Origin of the sequence: Ideonella sp. (genome assembly GCF_036277275.1) — a bacterium.
Taxonomy (GTDB): domain Bacteria; phylum Pseudomonadota; class Gammaproteobacteria; order Burkholderiales; family Burkholderiaceae_C; genus Ideonella.
The window spans coordinates 43,821-61,915 of sequence record NZ_DASUNH010000043.1 but is presented as its reverse complement, the minus strand read 5'-3'; the positions used below and the strand labels follow the sequence as shown (position 1 = coordinate 61,915).

Sequence of the window (18,095 nt, the reverse complement as noted above, 5' to 3'; positions counted from 1 at the left end):
GGTATTCCACTGCCCGTACTGCCATGGCTACGAGCTGCGGCGCGGCCCGATCGGTGTGCTGGCCACGTCGGAGCTGTCGGTCCACCAGGCCATGCTGCTGCCCGAATGGGGCCCGACGACCCTCTTTCTCGATGGACGGCCGTTGCCCGACAGCGAGCCGTTGCAGCAGTTGGTGGCGCGCGGCGTGACGATCGAGCCCGAACCGGTGGCGCACCTGCAGGGCGGCGAAGGCGATCCGCTCGAGGCGGTGATGAAGGATGGCCGCGTCTTCCACCTGGCCGGTCTCTTCACCGCCACCACGGTGTGCCCCAGTCCGCTGGCGGCCCAGATCGGCTGCGACATGGAAGACGGCCCGATGGGCCGCTTCGTGAAGACCGATGCCATGAAGGCGACCAGCGTGGCCGGCGTGTTCGCCTGCGGCGACCTGGCCCGTCCGGCAGGTTCTGTCGCACTCGCGGTGGGCGATGGCGCCATGGCCGGTGTCGCGGCCCATCGCTCACTGATCTTCGAGACCTGACGCTCAGCGGGCTTGCTGGTAGCGCCACTCCTGGGTGCGGCCGCCGAAGCCGTAGGCCGCGGCGCGCGCGTCGATCACGTGGGTGTACGAGTGTTCGACGGCGCCGCCGAGCAACTCATCCATCGCCTGGTGCACGGCCGCCAGGTAGGCCGCCTTCTCCGCCTTGGTGTTGGTCTCGTCGGTGATGCTGACCGTCCAGTGGTACGAGCGGCGCGTGCCTTGCGCCAGCCGCTGGCCGGCCACGAACCATTGCGGGGCCGGCACGAAGTCGATCACCACCGCGGTCAACGCCGGATCCTTGTGCAGCAGGCGGGCGGTCAGCTCGGAGGCGGTCGAAGCCACCTGTTCGGCCAAGGCGTTGTCGGCGGCGCCGGAGATCTGGATGTGGAGGTAGGGCATGGCAGGTCCTTGTTGACTCGGAATGGGGTGGATGACAGGGTCATGCTAGGCGCGCGACAATCGTGCGTGAAGCGAATCTTTCTTTGCTGATTCGTGAGCAACTCTGATGAATCACCTGGACCCAATCTGGCTGCAGAGCTTCGTCGCGATCGCCGACAGCGGCGCCCTGGCGCGCGCCGCGGGCCGCGTGCACCGCAGCCCGTCGGCCTTGAGCCTGCAGCTCAAGCAACTCGAATCGACGCTCGGCGCGCGGCTGATCGAGCGCACCACCCGCCGGTTGCAGCTGACCCTCGAGGGCGAGCGCTTCCTGCCGTACGCGCGTGAACTGCTGGACCTGCAGCAGGCTGCACTGCAAGCCTTGCAACCCGCTGCGGAACAGGGGTTGTGGCACATCGGCCTGAGTGAATACTTCCTGCCGGCGCGGCTGAAGGCGTTGCTGGGCTTCCTAGAACAACAGGCCGATGGCGCCGGACTCGAAGTGACCTGGGCCCGCTCGAGCGAGCTGCAGCGCCAATGGGCCGAAGGCGCACTCGACCTGGTGGTGGTCACCGCGCACGAGCCGCCGGCCGATGCGCTGCTGCTGCGGCGCGAACCGTTGGCCTGGGTCGCGGCGCCAGGCTTTCATGCCTCGCCGAACCGGCCGTTGCCGCTGGTCTTGCTGGCCGAGCCCTGCCCGGTGCGCGAGCTGGCGTTGGCCGCCCTGGCCCGGCGTGGCCAGCCGCACAGCCTGCGCATGGCCTGCAGCGGCAGCCAGGCGGTGGTGACGGCGCTGCGCGCCGGGTGGGGCGTGGGCTGCCTCAACAGCTCGGCCGTGCCAGCCGACCTGATGGTCTTGTCGGAAAGCAACCCGCGCCGCTGGCCCTCACCCGGCCGGCTGGCCTTTTACGCGCTGACGCAGCCGTGGCTGGCGCCGTTGGTGAAGCAGTTGAAAGCCTGGGCGACGCACTGAGCCGTACCACAGCCAGGGGCATCAATCGGGGGGCGGTGGCGGTATTTTTGGCCATGACTTTGGCCACTTGTCCCCCTGGACCGTGGACAACGCTGTGGACAACACCAGCATGACGCTTGTAAGTCGTTGATGACAGGGCATCTGGGCTGGATTGCTCAACGAAAGAGCACCACCTGCTCGGCGGCCGCGCACTTCAGCGTGGTTCAGCCGCCGAGGCCATGGCCGCCCACCGGTTCGGTGACCTGATGCTGCTCGAAGCCCTGGATCAGCGGCATCGCCCGCTGGATCGCCGCCTTCACTGCCGGCAGGCTGAGCGAGGCCTGGTGGCTGTCCTTGTCGTCCCAGACCTCCGTGATCCAGATCGCCTGCTCGTTGCCGGGTTCGCGTGCGACCACATAGCTCTGGCAGCCGGGCATCGCGCCCACGTTTTGCAGCAAGATCGTGATCAGCGCGTCGCGCTGGCCGGGTTTGGCAAGCATCTTGCCGATCAGTCCATACATCTTGGAATCTCCGGGTTCGTCGAACATCAGCACCGCATTCGGTACCGGCATCTCACCATGCACGCGTGGGGCCGCGCCGTCCGGCAATGGCGCCCACACGCGGCCGCCCTCAGCCTCGTCCATGCTGCCGTACTGGCCGAGGGGGCGAAACCCCGCGAAAACGTAGGGGCGCCCCTGCGCCTGCAGCGTCGACGGCTCGTCCGCCAGGTGAAAGTGCAGGTGCGGGCCCGACGAATTGACACCCGAGCGCCCGACCTTGGCAATGACTTCGCCAGCCTTCACACGCTGGCCGCGCGCCACCGCGACGCTGCCGCGCTGCAGGTGCTCGTAGAACACGAAGCGCCCGCCGCCCAGGCCGAGGCACAGGTAGTTGCCGGCCACGTCCTCGTCGGTCCAGCGCTCGGCAGGCAGTTTGCTGGCGAGCACGTCGTCGCGGCCATCGCGCAGGTCGACGATCTCGCCGTCAGCCACGGCGAGCACCTCCTGCCCCCAGCCATGCCACCGCTCGAAGGCCTGGCCCGTGTCGCCAGACCAGGGCCTACCCTGTGCATCGAGCTTGATCCAGTCGATCGCAAAACGTGCGGGGATGTAGCTGCGGCCATCGCGCACGAACACCGCTCGCCGGTGGCCGAAGGCGAAAGCCGGGTCGAACACCGCCGCCCACGGACCACCGCGCAGCGGCGGACCCAGGCGTGTCGGTTGCGCCAGCGGCAACGTGGCGGTGAGCGACGGCACGGCGACTGCGCCGTCGCCTTGCAGCGAGCACTCGACTTGTACTGACGTGATGGCGTCACCCGGCATGTCCATGCGATGCCACAGAAACAGCACCAACGATTCGCCTGGCGGGACACGCGGGCTCTGCGCGGGTCGACCTTTGGCACCGGCAGCCGCCGCCAGCAACGGTGCGCCGGTCAGGTGCAGCAAAGCGGGTCCCGCTCGGCCAGCGGCGGACACGGCCAGGGCCTGCAGCTCGACGGCCGTGGCCAGGCCGTTGTGGATGCCCAGTTCACCGACCAGCCAAGCCTGGCCGCCCATGCGCGCGACGGCAAGGCCATCGGGCGCCAGCAGTGTCGGCTCGGCCTGCGCCTGAGCCGCCCAAGACGGCAGCAGCACAGCAGGAGAGAGGGCAGCGAGCTGTCGGCGGGTGATCGGCATGGGCGCGATTAGACAAGCGCCCTTCGACATCACACACACGCTGCGACGAAAACCCCTTCCGTGGGCATCGGTGACGCCAAACGGGGGGTCAACACGATGGCCCCTTCGAGCAACCGGGGCTCGTGAAGCCGCCTAAGATTTCCCGCGTCACCGGGAGCTGCCATGACCATCGAACTCGACCATGCCATCGTCTCTTCCCACCACAAGACCGAGTCGGCGCGCCAGCTCGCCGAGTTGCTCGGTGTGCCCTGGGGCCAAGCCGACGTCGGGCCCTTCACCGCCGTCTACGTGAACCCGGGCTTGACACTCGACTTCATCGACACCCAGGAGAAGTACCCCGTCCAGCACTTCTGCTTTCGCGTCAGTGAAGCGGAGTTCGACGCGATCCTCGCGCGCATCCAGGCAGCCGGTATTGCCTACCGGGCCGATGTGCGTGGCCCGGTGGACATGAAGATCAGCACCCACTGGGGCGGCCGCGGCATCTACTGGAACGAACCCGACGGGCACCAGTGGGAGATGCTGACCCACAGCTACGCGCGTCAACCGCGCTGAGGTGTTGCGCACGGCGGTGTTCAGCAGATGCAAAGGTCCGAAAACGGCACGACGGCCCCGGCACCGCGCCCTACGCTGGCGCCCTGAATTCACCACCCATACCGAGGGCACGGACATGGCTTCGATTCGCAAAGAGATTGGCATTGACGCGACCCCCGCCGAGGTGTGGGACGCGCTGCGCGACGTAGGCGCCTTGCACACCAGGCTGGTCAAGGGTTTCGTCGTCGACTGCCGGTTGGACGGCGAAGCACGTACCGTGCAGTTCGCCAACGGCATGACGGCGCGCGAGCTGATCATCGACGTCAGCGACGGCCAGCGCCGCGTCGCCTGGTCGGCCACTGGCGGCCGTCTGACGCACCACAACGCGTCGGCGCAGGTGCAAGACGACGGCACGGGCCGCAGCCGCGTGGTCTGGCTGGCCGACCTGCTGCCGCACGAGATGGCCCCGGCCATCGCCGGAATGATCGAGCAGGGTCTGCAGGCGATGCGGCGCACGCTCGAAGGCGAGGCCGTCAGCACCGAGGGCGACTGGCGCGGTGGTTGAGAGCCAATCCCGGCGTCAGATTTCGCCGGCGCGGCGCAGTGTGTCCATCACCGGCCGATGCAACAGGCCGCGCAGGCTCCACCAGCCGGCGGCCAGCGCCAGCCACGCCCCGGCCAGCGCGCCCGCCAGCGGCACCCAGGGCGCCGCGGTCCACGGGAACTCGAACGCATAACGCGCCAATGCACTGCCCACGGCCGCCGCCGCCAACGTGGCCAACAGGCCGGCCAACGCGCCCACGCCCAGCAACTCCGCGCGCTGCACCTGGCCCAGCAGTCGGGCGCCGGCGCCGCAGGCGCGCATCACCGCGTATTCGCGGGCCCGCGCCTCGCGCGTGGCGCTGACCGCCGCGAACAGCACCGCCAGCCCGGTGGCCAGCGTGAACGCGAACAGAAACTCGACCGCGCGAATCACCTGGTCGAGCACCTGCTGCAACTGGCGCACCGAGGCCGAGACGTCGATCACCGTGATGTTCGGGAAGCGCTTGGTCAACGCGTTGTCGAAGCCTGGTGCGGCCGTTGCATCCGGCGCGCGAAACGCGGCCATGAAAGTCACCGGCACATCGGTCATCTCGCCCAACGGGTAGATGACGAAGAAATTGGCCCGCATCGAGCCCCAGTCGACCTTGCGGATGCTGGTGATGCGAGCTTCGCGCAGTTGACCCGCGATGTCGAAACGCAGCGTGTCGCCGAGCTTGGCGCCTATCGTTTCGGCCACGCCCTGCTCGATGCTCAGGCCGTCGGCCTCGTTGGGAGTCCATTTCCCTTCCAGCACCTGGTTGTGCGGCGGCATCTGGCCACTGTGGCTCAGGTTGAACTCACGTTCCACGGTACGCCGCGCCCGCTCATCTTCGGCAAAGCGGGTGCCGATTGGCTCGCCGTTGATCGCCACCAACCGGCCGCGGAACATCGGGTACCAGTCGTAGCCCTGCGGCACCTTTGCGTCGGCCAGCATGGCGCGGAACTCGTCGACCTGGTCGGGCTGAACGTTGATCACGAAGCGATTGGGGGCGTCGACCGGCGTGCTGGCGCGCCAGCTGTCGACCAGGTCGGTGCGCAGCAGCACCAACAGCGCCAGGGCCATCAACCCCACCGACAGCGACGACACCTGCAGCACCGTGAACGCTGGCCGCGCCGCGATCTGCCGCGTGGCCAGCACCAGCCAACGCGGCGCGCGCGCTTCGGGCACGGCGCGACGCAGCAGCCACACGGCCAGCCAGGCGAGCAGCGCGAAGAAGGCGAGCGCGGCTGCAAAACCGCCGACGGCGATGGCGCCCAGCACCGGATCGCGTGCCACGGTCAGCAACAGGCCGGCGAAGCTGGCGGTGCCGGCCAGCAACACGCCCAACGACACCGGCCGCAGCTGACCCACGTCACGCCGTATCACCCGCAGCGGCGGCACCTTGGCCAGTTGCAGCACCGGCGGCAAACCAAAGCCCAGCAGCAGCGTCAGACCCACGCCGAGGCCGAACAGCGCCGGCCAGACGCCGGGCGGCGGCAGCGTGGCCGGCACCAAGGCGCCCAGCAGCTTGACGAACAGCAGGTGCATCGCCAGCCCTGCCAACACACCGGCCAGGCTGGCCGCGAGGCCCAGGCCGATGAACTCGATCGCGAATGCGCCGGCGATGCGCCGTTGCGGCAAGCCCAGCACCCGCAGCATCGCGCAATCGTCGAGGTGGCGCTGCGCGAAGTCGCGTGCGGCAATCGCCACCGCCACGGCGGCCAGCAGTGCCGCCAGCAACGCGACGAGGTTCAGGAACTTCTCGGCCCGGTCCAGCGTCTGGCGCATTTCCGGCCGGCCCGCCTCGAGCGACTCGACACGCATGCCGCGCAGTCCTTCGCCCTTGATCTTGGCGCCCGCCCATTGGGTGTAGTCGCGCACCGCCGCCTCGCGGCCGGCTGGTGCCACCAGCGCGAGCCGGTAGGTCACCCGGCTGGCCGGCTGCACCAGGCCGGTCGCGGCCAGGTCGGCCTCGTTCAACATCACCCGCGGCGCGAACGCGAGGAAGCCGGCGCCGCGGTCGGGCTCGATCACGATGACCTTGGCCAGCACCAGCCTGGCGTCGCCCAGCAGCAGGCCATCACCGAGCTTCAGGCCCAGCGCGTCGAGCACCGTGGCGTCCGCCCACACCTCACCACGCGCCGGGCCCGCCTGCACCGTTGCCTCGCCACCGCCGGCACTCACCGTCAGGCTGCCGCGCAGCGGGTAGCCGCTGCTGACCGACTTCACCGCCACCAGCCGGCTGGCGCCGCCCTTGTCGTCCGGCGCCCGCGCCATGCTGGGGAAGGCCGCCGTGCGCGCGGTCGTCAACCCGACCTGTTTCGCGTGTTGCTCGAACACTGGCGGCAATGGGTGGTCGCTGCTGATCACCGAATCGCCCCCCAACAGCTGCGCTGCGTCGCGCGTCAAGCCCGCCTGCAGCCGGTCGGCAAAAAAACCGACCGCCGTCAGTGCCGCCACCGCCAGCAACACCGCCACCAGCACCAGCCTCAACTCGCCGGCGCGGAAGTCACGCAGCGCCTGCTGCGCCGCCAGGCGCCAGACCGAGGGTTCGCGGAGTGTCGAAGTGAGAGCGTCAGTCATGGCCGGCACGGTACACCGAAAGACCATCGGCGCCGGTGCCCGCCCTACAAGCCCGACTGCGTTGAATGCAGCATGCAGTGGGCTCGAAGCTTGGCCGAGGCCGCCGATGCTTCAATCTCCGACATGGACACCCCCACCGCGCTGCCGCCGCTGTACATCTCCCACGGCTCGCCGATGACCGCGCTCGACGCGGGCGAGGCCGGCGCCTTCTGGCGCCGCCTCGGCCCAGCGATCACCGCCACCTTCGGCAGGCCCAAGGCCATTCTTGCCGTGTCGGCCCATTCGCTGACGCGAGAGCCAGTGCTGCTGGCCGCGGCGCGGCATGCGGCGGTCTACGATTTCTCCGGTTTTCCCGACGTGCTGTACCGGCTGCGCTACGACGCGCCCGGGGCGCCTGCGCTGGCCGAGCGTGCGGCCACGCTGCTGCGCGACACTGGCCTGCCGGTGCATGTGGACAACGACGGCGGGCTGGACCACGGCATCTGGACACCGCTGCGCTCGATGTTCCCCGACGCCGACATCCCGGTGCTGCCGCTGGCGTGGCCGTCCCATTGGAAGCCCGAGGCATTGTTCAAGCTCGGTGAAGCGCTGGCGCCGTTGGCGGCCAACGGCGTGCTGGTGATGGGCAGCGGCGCGATCACCCACAACCTGCGGCTGTTTGCCGCCGGGCGTGGCGCCATCGATGCGCCGGAGTTTCCCGAAAGCGCGGCCTTCCGTCGGTGGGTGCGCGACGAAGCGGCTGCGCGCGACTGGCCCGCGCTGTTCGACTATCGCGCCCAAGCGCCACACGCTGTACACATGCACCCGAGCGACGAACACTGGCTGCCCTTCTACGTGGCCGCCGGCGCCGGCGGCCACGACGCCGCGGGTCTGCGCCTGCACGACAGCGTGACCTACGGCCACCTGGGCATGGACGCCTATGCCTTCGGTCCGCAGGCCGGCCGGCTGGCCGACGCGCTGAAGACGCCGCAAGCCGCGTGAACCGCGGCATGTCCACCCTGCAGACACGTCGACGCGCGTCGCTTCATCACCCGGGCCACGCGCGCCTTGCCGCTTGATGGGCGCCCAATCGACCATCGGAACGCCGTCGACGCCAGGTCAACGCCGGAAGCGACCGTCGTCCCCGATGATCGACAGGTCCGCATAGTCGAGCCCCGTGTGGTCGGTCGCGCTGTAGCTCACCTCCAGGCCGCCCAGATCCACACGCTTGAAGCTCTCCAGCGCGGTGCGCAATTTCTCTCGAGTGATGTTCGGCCCGGCCCGGCGCAGCCCTTCCACCAGCACCTTGGCTGCCGTGTAACCCTCGAGCACCGACGGGGTCACTTCCGCCACGTTCGCCGCCCGCGCGGACTCGATCGCCTCTTTGACGATCGGTGCCGCGATCGAGCGTTCGTACGGGAAGACCTGACTCACCACGGTCCCCCGCGCATGGCTGCCAAGCATCTTGATGAAGCCCGCCGACGCGTTGTTCGACAGCGTCACAATCTGGGCCCCCGAGCCGGCCGCCCTCAGTCTTGCCGCGCCGTCCGCCACCACCGGGCCCGCTGCGAGAAGCATGACCGCCTGTGCTTCTGACTTGACCACTTTCGGGATGATCTGCGACAGGTCAGGCTTGTTGCGGTCGAACCTCTCGTGCAAGACCGGTTGCTTGCCCACGGCGGCAAACCCCGCCATCGCTCCCGCGGCGGCGTCGGCGCCAAACGAATCGTCCACCTGCACCAGTGCAATCCGGCTCATGCCGATCAGACTCAGGTGCCGAATCGCCCGCTCGGCTTCGCGTTGGTAGGTGGCTCGCACGTTGAACAACCACGGGTGCGCAGGCTGGTGCAGCGCCATCGCACCCGATGACGGGCCAACCAAGGGCAGGCGGTACTGCAGCAGCAGCGGCATGATCGCCTGGGTGTGCGGCGTCCCGCGCGTCAGGAAGAGCGCAACCACCCCCTGATCAATCAGCTTCTTCGCGTTCTCCGCAGCCAGCGCCGGGCTGAACTTGTCGTCCAGCGCCAGCACCTCGATCTGCTGTCCGGCAATGCCGCCCGCCTTGTTGACCGCATCGAAGTACAGCTTCGCACCGAGACTCGCCTCTCTGACCCCTGGCGCAATGGGCCCAGTGAAATCGGCCGTCTGTCCTATCTTGATCTGCGCCGCCGCACCACCCACCGCACACGACATGGCCAACGCACCGCACAGCTGAACTACCCAACGCGTCCACGAATTCACACTCTCTCTCCCATCATCGAAGTCCCCTGGGGTGTGGCACGCGTCCCCGCAGGCGCCCCGTCCGGCTGGCCCGGTGTCTACCCGCCGAAGCTCGCGCTCAACCGGCGCTTGAACCCGTAGGTGCTGTTTTGGGGGACATGTGGTTGTGCCGAATGGCATTGCCTTACGGAAAATTACGCCTCGCTCGCAGGCGCGCGTCATCAGCAAGGGGAGTCGCCCGCAGCACGGTGGCGCGTCTGCGAAGCGCGCGCACGACAGGGGCAGCGTCTCATCGCCCATGCTCCCATGCGTCCAGCGCTCATCGCCATGGATCGATCTCTCACGGAAGGTCGCCAGGCGAGCCAGGTGGGCCGAGCACGGAGCGCCAGTGGGCGATCTGTTCAGCGACGAAGCTCTGGTGCCCCTTCGGTGATTGGCGCGCGTCGCTGATGACGACTGCACCAGCCGCCGACTGCTCTTCCACGAAGTCGCGGCTTTGCGCAACGGCGCGGACAATGTCGGCGAGCCGGGCGATTTCCGCGCTGGGCGTGGCCTTGGGCACGCTGAGGCCGAACCACACCCCCATCTCGGCGTTGCGAAAGCCCTGCTCTTGCAGGGTCGGTATCTCCCGCAGCGACTCGCGTCGCGACCGCGCTGTCGATGTCAGCCCGTAGGGACGGACTTGCCCCTCTTGAACCGTTTGAGCGGCTGTGTTCGCCGCGTCGCACAACAGGTCGACCTTGCCCGACTTCAAGTCGACAGTCGCCGGTGCGTTTCCCGCATATGGCTTTGCGTCGAACTGCTGCTGGATCGCCCGCTGGAAGAGCAAGCCGCACAAGTGTGAGGCCGAGCCTTTGCCAGCATGGGCAAGGGTCAATCTGGCCGCGGATCGACCCGCCAGTCCCCGCAACTCGGCGAGGCTCGTTGGCAACTGGGGCCGGCCCATGATGACCATTGGCACCTCCAGCAGCATGCCAAGGTACGCAAAGTCACCCACCGTGTCGTAGCTCAGAGATGGGTACAGCGACGGGGCACTGCTGATGGCGATGTTGTGCAGCAAGACCACCGAACCGTCGGCAGGCCCACGTGCCACGCGGGCGGCGGCGATGGTCCCGCCCTCGCCGCCAACATTCTCGACAACGAATGTTTGCCCACCAGCATGGCGCTGGGCCTCATTGGCAAACGCCTGCGCGACCTTGTCCGTCGGCCCCCCCGCGGCGAACGGGACGACGATCGTCACGGTGGCAGGACTGGCAGCCACCCCGTCAACTTGGACGGCGATGGCTGCGCCAAGGCAGATCCCCCTGACGACAGAACTCGCGAGCACGCTGCGCATTGCCAACTCCCAAGATGGTGCCCAAAAGAGTGAAGAGTGCAGGTCCGTGCCAGGCACGGCTCGTCAGCAGTCTTCTCGAACTGCGTTTCAGCGCTCCCTGGCCGCCATACAAGCCCCTGCGACCTGGGTGATGCCGTTGTTCACCACCAGCCCGCCGTAGGACTCATGCGGCCCGTCCCACCAACCTGTTCTCGTCGGTCTGCTGCCCCAGCATGCTGGCGTTGTAGCTGTCGTTCGCGCGTACCTCGCCGGACGCGAATCAACCTCGTGTCCCAACGGCGTCGAAGGGTATGCCCCGCCACCTGAGAAGAACCTGAAACACCCGCTTCGCACTGGCCCCATTCCAGTCTCGCCGTTATGGACCGGCGCCGGTCATCGGCCCGTCATCCGCCCTTCAACACGGTGTCATCGGTGCCGCCTAGCCTGTGCTGCAGCTGCGCCGCCCTGCACAGGTGGCGAGCCCATCATCACAAGGAGCGAGATTCATGAAGTTGAAGACCTTGGCGCTGGCCGCCGCGATGACCCTGGTCTTGTCACCGACACTGGCCGCCACCGGCCCGAGCAGCAGCAAGCCGTCGTATGTCCTGCCGACCGCGACCGGCGTGACGCTGACGTCGATCCTCACGGTCGGCGATGTCGCCGACAACGGCTACAAGATGGTCGGCATTCCCGATGGCCTGGGCGCCTACGACAACGGCACCGGCACCATCACCATCACGATGAACCATGAGCTGGGCAACACCGTCGGCGCCGTCCGTGCCCATGGCAGCATCGGCGCCTTCGTGTCGAAGTGGGTCGTGCGCAAGAGCGACCTGAAGGTCCTGAGCGGACAGGACATGGTGCAGTCGGGCGCCAACGTCTACACCTGGGACACCAGCACCAACGCCTGGGTGGCTGGCACCACGGCGTTCGCCCGTACCTGCTCGGCCGACATGGCCGACCCGGGCGCCTTCTGGAACCCACTGACCCGCAAGGGCGTGAAGACCGCGCGCATCCACCTGAACGGCGAGGAGAATGGAGTCGAAGGCCGCGCCCTGGCCTGGGTGGTCGGCGAAAACGGCGGCCCGAACACCGTGTGGGAACTGCCGGCGCTGGGCCGCTTCTCGTTCGAAAACGCCGTGGCGAACCGCGTGAAGCAGGACAAAACGATCGTCGTCGGCACCGACGACGCCAGCGTCGACGGTCAGGTCTACGTCTACGTCGGCCAGAAGCAGAACACCGGCAACGTGATTCAGAGGGCCGGCCTGCACGGTGGCAAGCTGTATGCGATCAAGGTCACCGGCAACCAGAGCGAAGACACCAGCGACAAGCCGTTCGGCGATGCGGCCGACGGCTCCTTCACGCTGGTCGATGTGACGCCCACCGCCTACGGCAGCGGCAGCGGCCTGGCGCTGAACGTGCAGACCGTGGCGGCCGGCGGCAGCAACTTCCTGCGCCCCGAGGACGCCGGCTGGGACCCGCAACGCCCGACCGTGTTGCACTTGGCCACGACCTCCAGCACGACGGGCCGTTCGCGCGTCTGGGAACTCAGCTTCAGTGACATCGCGAACCCCGAGCAGGGCGGCCACATCCGCGTGGCTGGCGACGGCGGGGCCAATGGTTCCGTCTTCCAGATGGCCGACAACCTGACGGTCGACAAGAAGACCGGTCATGTCATCGTCCAGGAAGACGTGGGCAGCAACGCCCGCCTGGGCAAGATCTGGGCGTTGAACCCCGGCACCGGCGCGGTGGCCGAACTGGCCGCGCACGACCCCGCGCTGTTCCTGACAGGCGCCCCGGGCTTCCTGACGCAGGACGAAGAAGCGTCCGGCGTCATCGACGTGACGGATCTCTTCAAGGCCACGCCGGGCTATGACACCAAGGCCAATCGCTACTACCTGATGAGCGACCAGACCCACTATCCGATCGCCGGTGAACTGGTCGAGGGCGGCCAGCTCCAGCTGATGGCGGTGCCGACGAAACTGCTCAAGTAACGCCATCCATCCGGCTGTGCACGCAGGCCGGCCGCCCGCCAGGGTGGCCGGCTTTTTTCATGGTGCAACCAAACAAACCCGCCGACGCATTTTCGTCGTTGCAGGACGCGCGCCGCGGGTGCATGGTGCGCCCGGACGCCGTGGGATCCTGCGACGCGTCCTGGCGTCGCTGCCCACTGCGTTCTCAAACCACAAGGAGATCACCCAGTGAAGATGCAAAGAAACGGTTCTTCTCGAACCTGGCTTTCGTTGGCAGCGCTGGCCGGGGTTGGCCTGACGCTGTGCGGCCCCGCGCAGGCGGTGCCGGCGGGCAATGGTGTGATGCAAGGCCAAGGCTTCGACGCCTGCACGGCGCCGTCAACGTCGACGATGCAGAAGTGGTGGAGCGGCACGCCGTGGTCGTGGATCGGCGTCTACATCGGCGGCAACTCGCGCGCCTGCAGCCAGCCCAACCTGACCTCGTCGTGGTTCAACACCACCTATGCGCAAGGCTGGCGCTACGAGCTGCTGTGGGTCGGCCCGCAGGCGCCGTGCACCAGCTTCGCGCACCGCTTCAGCTCGGACACCGCCACCGCCTACCAGCAGGGCAAGACCGAAGCGATCGCCGCCTACAACGCACTGAAGGCACTGGGCTTCGGCACCGCGCTGAACACCCCGGTCACCTACGACATGGAGGCCTATCCCAACAGCAGCTCGTGCCGCGCGGCCGTCAAGTCTTTCATGCAGGGCTGGGTCGACCAGCTCGCCGTCGCGCCAGCGCAGGTCTCGGGCGTCTACGGCTCGGCCTGCGGCACCTACCTGAGCGACTACGCGTCGATGGCGCGGCCGCCACGCTTCATCAACGCGGCCGACTGGGACCTGGACCATTCGACCTGGCACCTGTCGTGCATCAGCTCGAGCTACTGGGTCAACAACCAGCGCTTCAAGCAGTTCCGCGGCGATCACAACGAGACCTGGGGCGGCGTGACGATCAACATCGACAGCAACTGCGCGAACGGGCCCACCGCCTCCGGCGGCCACTTGTTCCCGAACAGCTCGTGCATCGTCAAGTGAGCGCCGCCGCGCGCCGCCCACAGACCACAACCTCTCAAGGAGTCGTCCAGATGATCTCTCTGTCGAATTCGAACGCCCACCGTGTCGCCGCTGCCTGGGCGGTGCTGGCACCGCTGGCCGTCGCCGCGGCCCCGGTGGCCTGGCTGGACCAGCCGGCCCTGATGCCGGTGCCCGACGCCGTGGCTGCCGCGCCCGGTGCGCCGTGCGCACAGTCCGACCTGGTGCTCACGCTCGGTGGACAAGGCGCCTGGCATGGCCAGGCCACCCAAGAACTGCTGCTGCGCAACCGCTCGGCCGCCCGCTGCCAGCTGTCGGCGTTGCCGGTGATCGAGCTGCAATCGGCGTCGGGCTGGCAGGCCGCGCGGGTGCGGCCCATGGCCGAGACCGCCGATGCAGTCGAGCTCGCGCCGAACGAGGCGCTGGCCGTGCTGTTGGGCACGCCGGGCGCCTGCGAGGCCACGCTGAGGCCTGAACGCACCGTCGTGCGCCACCTGCGCGTGTTGCCGCCTGGAGGCGGTGTGCTCGACGCAGCGGGTGCCCACGTCGACACCACCTGCGGCCCGGCGATGATCGTGCGCGCCGATCGCCACGGTACGCGGGCAGCGCGGCCGATGCCGGGCTCCACCGAATCGCTGACCGTGCAGGTCACCACCCCTGCCACGGTGGTCGCCGGCGCGTCGTTCAACTACCTGGTGACGCTGAAGAATCCGGGGGACCAGGCAGTGGCGTTGTCACCCTGCCCGAGCTACGAACAGGTGTTGAACACCCACACCGGCACCACGGCCGCGGCGCTGCGCCTGAACTGCAGCGGCGCCGGCGACAGCGTGCCCGCGCACGGCGAGGTGCAGTTCGAGATGCGAGCCAGCGTGCCCGAGGCGTCGGCGCACGACGCCGGGGTGAAGCTCAGCTGGCGCCTGGCCGGTGGGCCTGCGGCCGGCACGGTGATTCCGCTGCACTGACGCGCGGTCTCAGGAAAACGAGGGGCCGCTCCCGAGTTTCCTGATCCCCGGCCGCCTCGCCGCGCCAGACCGGGGTGCCTATTTCGGCAACAGCACGCTGCAGCCGGTGGTGGCGCGGGCCTCGAGATCGCGGTGGGCCTGCGCCACATCGGCCAGCGGGTAACGCTGGTCGATGCGGATCTTCACCGCCCCCGAGGCCACCACCGCGAACAGGTCGTCGGCCATCGCCTGCGTGCGCTCGCGCGTGGCGATGTGGGTGAACAGCGTCGGGCGGGTGATGTACAGCGAGCCCTTGGCCAGCACGCCGGTGTCGAGCGGCGCCGGCTTGCCCGAGGCACTGCCGAAATTGGCCAGCAGGCCGAACGGCGCCAGGCAGTCGAGCGATTTCATGAAGGTGTCGGCCCCGACCGAGTCGTAGACCACCTTGACGCCGGCGCCGTTGGTGATCTCCTTGACCTTGGCGACGAAATCGTCGCGCCGGTAGTTGATGGCATGCGCGGCGCCATGGTCGATCGCCAGTGCGCACTTGTCGTCGCTGCCGGCCGTGCCGATCAGCTGCAGGCCCAGTGCACGTGCCCACTGGCACGCGATCAGCCCCACACCACCGGCTGCGGCGTGGAAGAGCACGAAGTCACCGGCCTGCAGCCCGCCCTGCGGCAGCGTCTGGCGCAGCAGGTACTGCGCCGTCAGGCCCTTGAGCATCATCGCCGCGCCGGTCTCGAAGCTGATCGCCTCGGGCAGCTTCACCACGCACTTGGCCGGCATCACGCGGCGTTCGCAGTAGCTGCCGGGCGGGTTGCTGGCGTAAGCGGCGCGATCGCCGACCGCGAGGTGCGTGACGCCTTCGCCGACCGCCTCGATGACGCCGGCGCCCTCCATGCCCAGTTGCAGCGGCAGCGGGTTGGGGTACAGCCCCGTGCGCTGGTAGACATCGATGAAGTTCAGGCCCACCGCCTCGTGGCGGATGCGGATCTCGCCCGGGCCGGGCTCACCCACCTGGGTGTCGACGAGCTGCATCTGCTCGGGGCCGCCGAAGGCGTTGATCTGAATGGCGCGGCTGGGTAGGCTCATGGCAGCAGGCTCGCTGGTTCTTGGATGGGCTCGGGTATCGTGCCACCCTTTGCGCCGCCGCGCCCGACCCGCGCCGATGAAACCCCACGCCCTGCCCCCGCCTGTGGGTCGCGCCGTGCGGCTGACGCGGTAACGCCGTCGTGCCGGCCATTCGCAGCAGGCTATGGAACGTCGGGGTGCTCGAATGTGTAGCCGAAGAACTCGATCTCGTCCCGGAAACGCTGGGTCACCAGCGCCCGGGTCTCGTCGTCGTAGTACTTGCGGTAGCCTTCGCGCTCAGAACGGTTGCGCCGCGGCAGCTCCTGTGAGGCGATGCCGATCGTGCTGCAGACGGCGTTGAAATCATCCTGCAGGTGTTCGAAGCGCAGGATCCGGTGCACGTTGCGCGCCGCGACAGCCAACGTGGGTGCCGCATCGCCCGGCAACGCGAGGTACTCCCTGGTCGCCGGCACGGTGGGTATGAAGCGTAGGAAATCCTCGCGGGTCCACTGCACCCGCCCGCGATGGGGCGAAAAATAGAAAGACACGACGCGGTCCCAAGGATTGCGCGTGCAAGTGAACCTGAACAGGCTGTCGAACAACTCGGCACCGTACTCGCGGTGGTACTCGGCGAGCGTCGAATGCTTCTGCGTCCGGTAGCGGTTCGAACGCAACTCGAAGCGCTCGATGCCGTCCTGGTGCGGCGCGAGGCAGACGAGCCGGTCATCGGACAGCGGACGCAGCAAGTCTTGGATCGAGTTGCCACCTGTCTTCGGGATGTGCAGGAAGAGGAACTGGCGTTCGATCGAAAGCATCGCTGCGCTTGAGCCCTGTGTACTCGAGAGTCAAAGTCAGTATGGCACACTCGTGTCGGGTCTTCGGGCGGGTATCGAGTGAGGAATCGGGGATGAGCACCACGGTGTACGAGTTCGGCAACGGTTTGCGGCTGCACCGTACCGACCTGATGGACGTCCAGTTGCAGCGCTACACGATGGAGGGCAACCCCAACCTGCACGAGCCCGTCGAGGAGGAGTGCATGCTGAGTGCCTTTGCCACCGACATGCCACCCGAGCCTGTATTCCTCGATATCGGCGCGGCCGTCGGCTACTACTCGATCCTGATCAAGTCGCGCTGGCCGGCGGCACGCGTGATCGCGGTGGATGCGCTGCCGCGCCACCTGGCCGCGTTGCGCTCGAACGTCGAGCTCAACGGTCTCGCGCCCGACGCGCTCGAACTCGCGCAGGTTGCGGTCGGCAAGGAAGATGGCTACGCCGACTTCGTCGACGCGGGCTACGGCAGCGCGTTTGCCGAGGCGATCGCGCTCCCCCGGCGCCAGCAATTGCCATTGCTCCGGGTGCGCATGCGGCCGTTGGCGAGCCTGCTGGCGGAGTTGCCGCGGGTGCACCTGATGAAGATGGATATCCAGGGCGCCGAACTCGAGGTGCTCACGGCGGCACGCGAGGCCCTCGCGGCCGGACGCGTCGCGCATGCGCTGGTCGGCACACATGGACGCGCGCTTCACGACGGGGTGCGGTCGCTGCTCCTGGACTGCGGCTTTCGCATCGTGCTCGACGATCCAGCCCCGCCCATGCAGCCCGACGGCATCGTGCTGGCGCGGCACGCGTGAAGACCGAGCCCATCTGGGACATCGCCTGCGACCTGGTGCGGCGCGTGCAGCCGCGCGTGGTCTTCGATGTCGGCGCGCACCGCGGCCGCATGAGCCGCCTCTTCCTCGACGCTCTGCCGGGTGTCCGGGTCTATGCGTTCGAGCCGCAGGCTGAACTGCAGGCCTATCTGCGCGAGCAGTTCGCCGGCGAGTCGCGGCTCAACGTGATCGATGCCGCACTCGGCGACAGCGAAGGGCGCACCACGTTTCACAGGGGCGCGTCCACTGCGACCTCGTCACGCTTTCCGCGCAACGTGACCGGCCGCCGCTACCATCGTGCGGACTTCGTCATGGTCGACACGACGGAGGTTCGCCTCGACACGCTCGACGCCTTTTGCGCGCGCGAGGGCATCGAGCGCATCGATCTGCTGAAGCTGGACACCCAGGGCGGCGAGCGCGACATCCTCCTCGGCGCCAGCGGGCTGCTCGCCGCCGGCCGCGTCGAAGTGATCGTCACCGAGTTCTTCGCCGTGTCCCACTACGAGGGCACGCCGCTGCTCGACGAGATCTGGAGCCTGCTGCGCCGCTTCGGTTATGGACTGTTCGACATCTTCTGCGGCCCGCATGCGGTCAACGGCCAGCTGCGCTACGGCGATGCCATCTTCGTCAGCCCGGGGTTCCGCAGCGAGCATCTCGATAGCGCCCCCCCGGAACCCTGACCAC

17 protein-coding genes are annotated in these 18,095 nt (G+C 68.2%); 10 read left to right on the top strand and 7 right to left on the bottom strand.

All coding sequences use genetic code 11. From position 1 onward, the window contains the following. On the top strand, positions 1 to 517 hold a 517-nt coding region (locus VFY73_RS08970; RefSeq protein WP_329717800.1), incomplete at its 5' end, for an NAD(P)/FAD-dependent oxidoreductase. A 3-nt stretch (positions 518 to 520) separates the two neighbouring features. Here the strand turns inward: VFY73_RS08970 and VFY73_RS08965 are convergent. Further along, positions 521 to 916, bottom strand: coding sequence for a 4-oxalocrotonate tautomerase (locus VFY73_RS08965; RefSeq protein WP_329717798.1), 396 nt, complete (start codon positions 914 to 916; stop codon positions 521 to 523). 106 nt (positions 917 to 1,022) lie between these two features. On the opposite strand from VFY73_RS08965, the gene VFY73_RS08960 reads away from it, so the two are divergent. Then, on the top strand, positions 1,023 to 1,865 hold the full coding sequence (locus tag VFY73_RS08960) for a LysR substrate-binding domain-containing protein (protein ID WP_329717796.1): 843 nt from the start codon (positions 1,023 to 1,025) through the stop codon (positions 1,863 to 1,865). Positions 1,866 to 2,068: 203 nt separating this feature from the next. On the opposite strand, the gene VFY73_RS08955 is transcribed toward VFY73_RS08960, so the two are convergent. Continuing rightward, positions 2,069 to 3,520, bottom strand: coding sequence for an antibiotic biosynthesis monooxygenase (locus tag VFY73_RS08955; protein ID WP_329717794.1), 1,452 nt, complete (start codon positions 3,518 to 3,520; stop codon positions 2,069 to 2,071). 162 nt (positions 3,521 to 3,682) lie between these two features. Between VFY73_RS08955 and VFY73_RS08950 the strand changes: the two genes are divergently transcribed. Further along, positions 3,683 to 4,072, top strand: a complete 390-nt coding sequence (locus tag VFY73_RS08950; RefSeq protein WP_329717793.1) for a VOC family protein — start codon at positions 3,683 to 3,685, stop codon at positions 4,070 to 4,072. 115 nt (positions 4,073 to 4,187) lie between these two features. After that, positions 4,188 to 4,616: an SRPBCC family protein gene (locus VFY73_RS08945; protein WP_329717791.1), complete on the top strand. Its 429-nt coding sequence runs from the start codon at positions 4,188 to 4,190 to the stop codon at positions 4,614 to 4,616. A 15-nt stretch (positions 4,617 to 4,631) separates the two neighbouring features. On the opposite strand, the gene VFY73_RS08940 is transcribed toward VFY73_RS08945, so the two are convergent. Then, positions 4,632 to 7,196, bottom strand: coding sequence for an ABC transporter permease (locus VFY73_RS08940; protein WP_329717789.1), 2,565 nt, complete (start codon positions 7,194 to 7,196; stop codon positions 4,632 to 4,634). Between the two features lie 123 nt (positions 7,197 to 7,319). Here VFY73_RS08940 and VFY73_RS08935 point away from each other — a divergent pair, with 123 nt between their 5' ends. Continuing rightward, positions 7,320 to 8,177, top strand: coding sequence for a class III extradiol ring-cleavage dioxygenase (locus VFY73_RS08935; protein WP_329717787.1), 858 nt, complete (start codon positions 7,320 to 7,322; stop codon positions 8,175 to 8,177). 117 nt (positions 8,178 to 8,294) lie between these two features. On the opposite strand, the gene VFY73_RS08930 is transcribed toward VFY73_RS08935, so the two are convergent. Continuing rightward, the gene (locus tag VFY73_RS08930) at positions 8,295 to 9,416 is read right to left on the bottom strand and encodes an ABC transporter substrate-binding protein (RefSeq protein WP_414654439.1); all 1,122 of its coding nucleotides are present in this window, start codon (positions 9,414 to 9,416) and stop codon (positions 8,295 to 8,297) included. 319 nt (positions 9,417 to 9,735) lie between these two features. Further along, complete coding sequence (locus tag VFY73_RS08925) at positions 9,736 to 10,731, bottom strand: tripartite tricarboxylate transporter substrate-binding protein (protein ID WP_329717785.1); 996 nt, start codon at positions 10,729 to 10,731, stop codon at positions 9,736 to 9,738. Positions 10,732 to 11,216: 485 nt separating this feature from the next. On the opposite strand from VFY73_RS08925, the gene VFY73_RS08920 reads away from it, so the two are divergent. The 3 genes from VFY73_RS08920 to VFY73_RS08910 all read left to right on the top strand — a co-directional run bounded on the left by VFY73_RS08920 (position 11,217) and on the right by VFY73_RS08910 (position 14,716). After that, complete coding sequence (locus VFY73_RS08920; RefSeq protein ID WP_329717783.1) at positions 11,217 to 12,704, top strand: alkaline phosphatase PhoX; 1,488 nt, start codon at positions 11,217 to 11,219, stop codon at positions 12,702 to 12,704. Positions 12,705 to 12,917: 213 nt separating this feature from the next. Beyond that, positions 12,918 to 13,757, top strand: coding sequence for a DUF1906 domain-containing protein (locus tag VFY73_RS08915; protein WP_329717804.1), 840 nt, complete (start codon positions 12,918 to 12,920; stop codon positions 13,755 to 13,757). Between the two features lie 50 nt (positions 13,758 to 13,807). Further along, complete coding sequence (locus VFY73_RS08910; protein ID WP_329717782.1) at positions 13,808 to 14,716, top strand: DUF4232 domain-containing protein; 909 nt, start codon at positions 13,808 to 13,810, stop codon at positions 14,714 to 14,716. 78 nt (positions 14,717 to 14,794) lie between these two features. Here VFY73_RS08910 and VFY73_RS08905 read toward each other — a convergent pair whose 3' ends face one another. Together VFY73_RS08905 and VFY73_RS08900 are read right to left on the bottom strand one after the other, a co-directional pair. Beyond that, positions 14,795 to 15,787 carry a quinone oxidoreductase gene (locus VFY73_RS08905; RefSeq protein ID WP_329717780.1) on the bottom strand — a complete coding sequence of 331 codons (993 nt, stop codon included), beginning with the start codon at positions 15,785 to 15,787 and terminating at the stop codon, positions 14,795 to 14,797. A gap of 161 nt (positions 15,788 to 15,948) precedes the next feature. Further along, complete coding sequence (locus tag VFY73_RS08900; protein WP_329717778.1) at positions 15,949 to 16,581, bottom strand: sulfotransferase family 2 domain-containing protein; 633 nt, start codon at positions 16,579 to 16,581, stop codon at positions 15,949 to 15,951. Between the two features lie 92 nt (positions 16,582 to 16,673). On the opposite strand from VFY73_RS08900, the gene VFY73_RS08895 reads away from it, so the two are divergent. Together VFY73_RS08895 and VFY73_RS08890 are read left to right on the top strand one after the other, a co-directional pair. Then, a complete protein-coding gene (locus tag VFY73_RS08895) occupies positions 16,674 to 17,393 on the top strand; it encodes an FkbM family methyltransferase (RefSeq protein WP_329717776.1) in 720 nt (239 codons plus the stop codon). Positions 17,394 to 17,449: 56 nt separating this feature from the next. Then, entirely contained in the window at positions 17,450 to 18,091 is a 642-nt protein-coding gene (locus VFY73_RS08890; protein WP_329717774.1) for an FkbM family methyltransferase, read from the top strand. Positions 18,092 to 18,095: the final 4 nt, after the last annotated feature.

Bases quoted from the DNA above. Each gene is read 5' to 3' on its own strand.
- VFY73_RS08905 (WP_329717780.1), bottom strand. From the start codon at position 15,787: ATGAGCCTACCCAGCCGCGCCATTCAGATCAACGCCTTCGGCGGCCCC.
- VFY73_RS08950 (WP_329717793.1), top strand. From the start codon at position 3,683: ATGACCATCGAACTCGACCATGCCATCGTCTCTTCCCACCACAAGACC.
- VFY73_RS08900 (WP_329717778.1), bottom strand. From the start codon at position 16,581: ATGCTTTCGATCGAACGCCAGTTCCTCTTCCTGCACATCCCGAAGACA.
- VFY73_RS08955 (WP_329717794.1), bottom strand. From the start codon at position 3,520: ATGCCGATCACCCGCCGACAGCTCGCTGCCCTCTCTCCTGCTGTGCTG.
- VFY73_RS08935 (WP_329717787.1), top strand. From the start codon at position 7,320: ATGGACACCCCCACCGCGCTGCCGCCGCTGTACATCTCCCACGGCTCG.
- VFY73_RS08960 (WP_329717796.1), top strand. From the start codon at position 1,023: ATGAATCACCTGGACCCAATCTGGCTGCAGAGCTTCGTCGCGATCGCC.
- VFY73_RS08965 (WP_329717798.1), bottom strand. From the start codon at position 916: ATGCCCTACCTCCACATCCAGATCTCCGGCGCCGCCGACAACGCCTTG.
- VFY73_RS08920 (WP_329717783.1), top strand. From the start codon at position 11,217: ATGAAGTTGAAGACCTTGGCGCTGGCCGCCGCGATGACCCTGGTCTTG.
- VFY73_RS08895 (WP_329717776.1), top strand. From the start codon at position 16,674: ATGAGCACCACGGTGTACGAGTTCGGCAACGGTTTGCGGCTGCACCGT.
- VFY73_RS08945 (WP_329717791.1), top strand. From the start codon at position 4,188: ATGGCTTCGATTCGCAAAGAGATTGGCATTGACGCGACCCCCGCCGAG.
- VFY73_RS08910 (WP_329717782.1), top strand. From the start codon at position 13,808: ATGATCTCTCTGTCGAATTCGAACGCCCACCGTGTCGCCGCTGCCTGG.
- VFY73_RS08940 (WP_329717789.1), bottom strand. From the start codon at position 7,196: ATGACTGACGCTCTCACTTCGACACTCCGCGAACCCTCGGTCTGGCGC.
- VFY73_RS08925 (WP_329717785.1), bottom strand. From the start codon at position 10,731: ATGCGCAGCGTGCTCGCGAGTTCTGTCGTCAGGGGGATCTGCCTTGGC.
- VFY73_RS08915 (WP_329717804.1), top strand. From the start codon at position 12,918: ATGCAAAGAAACGGTTCTTCTCGAACCTGGCTTTCGTTGGCAGCGCTG.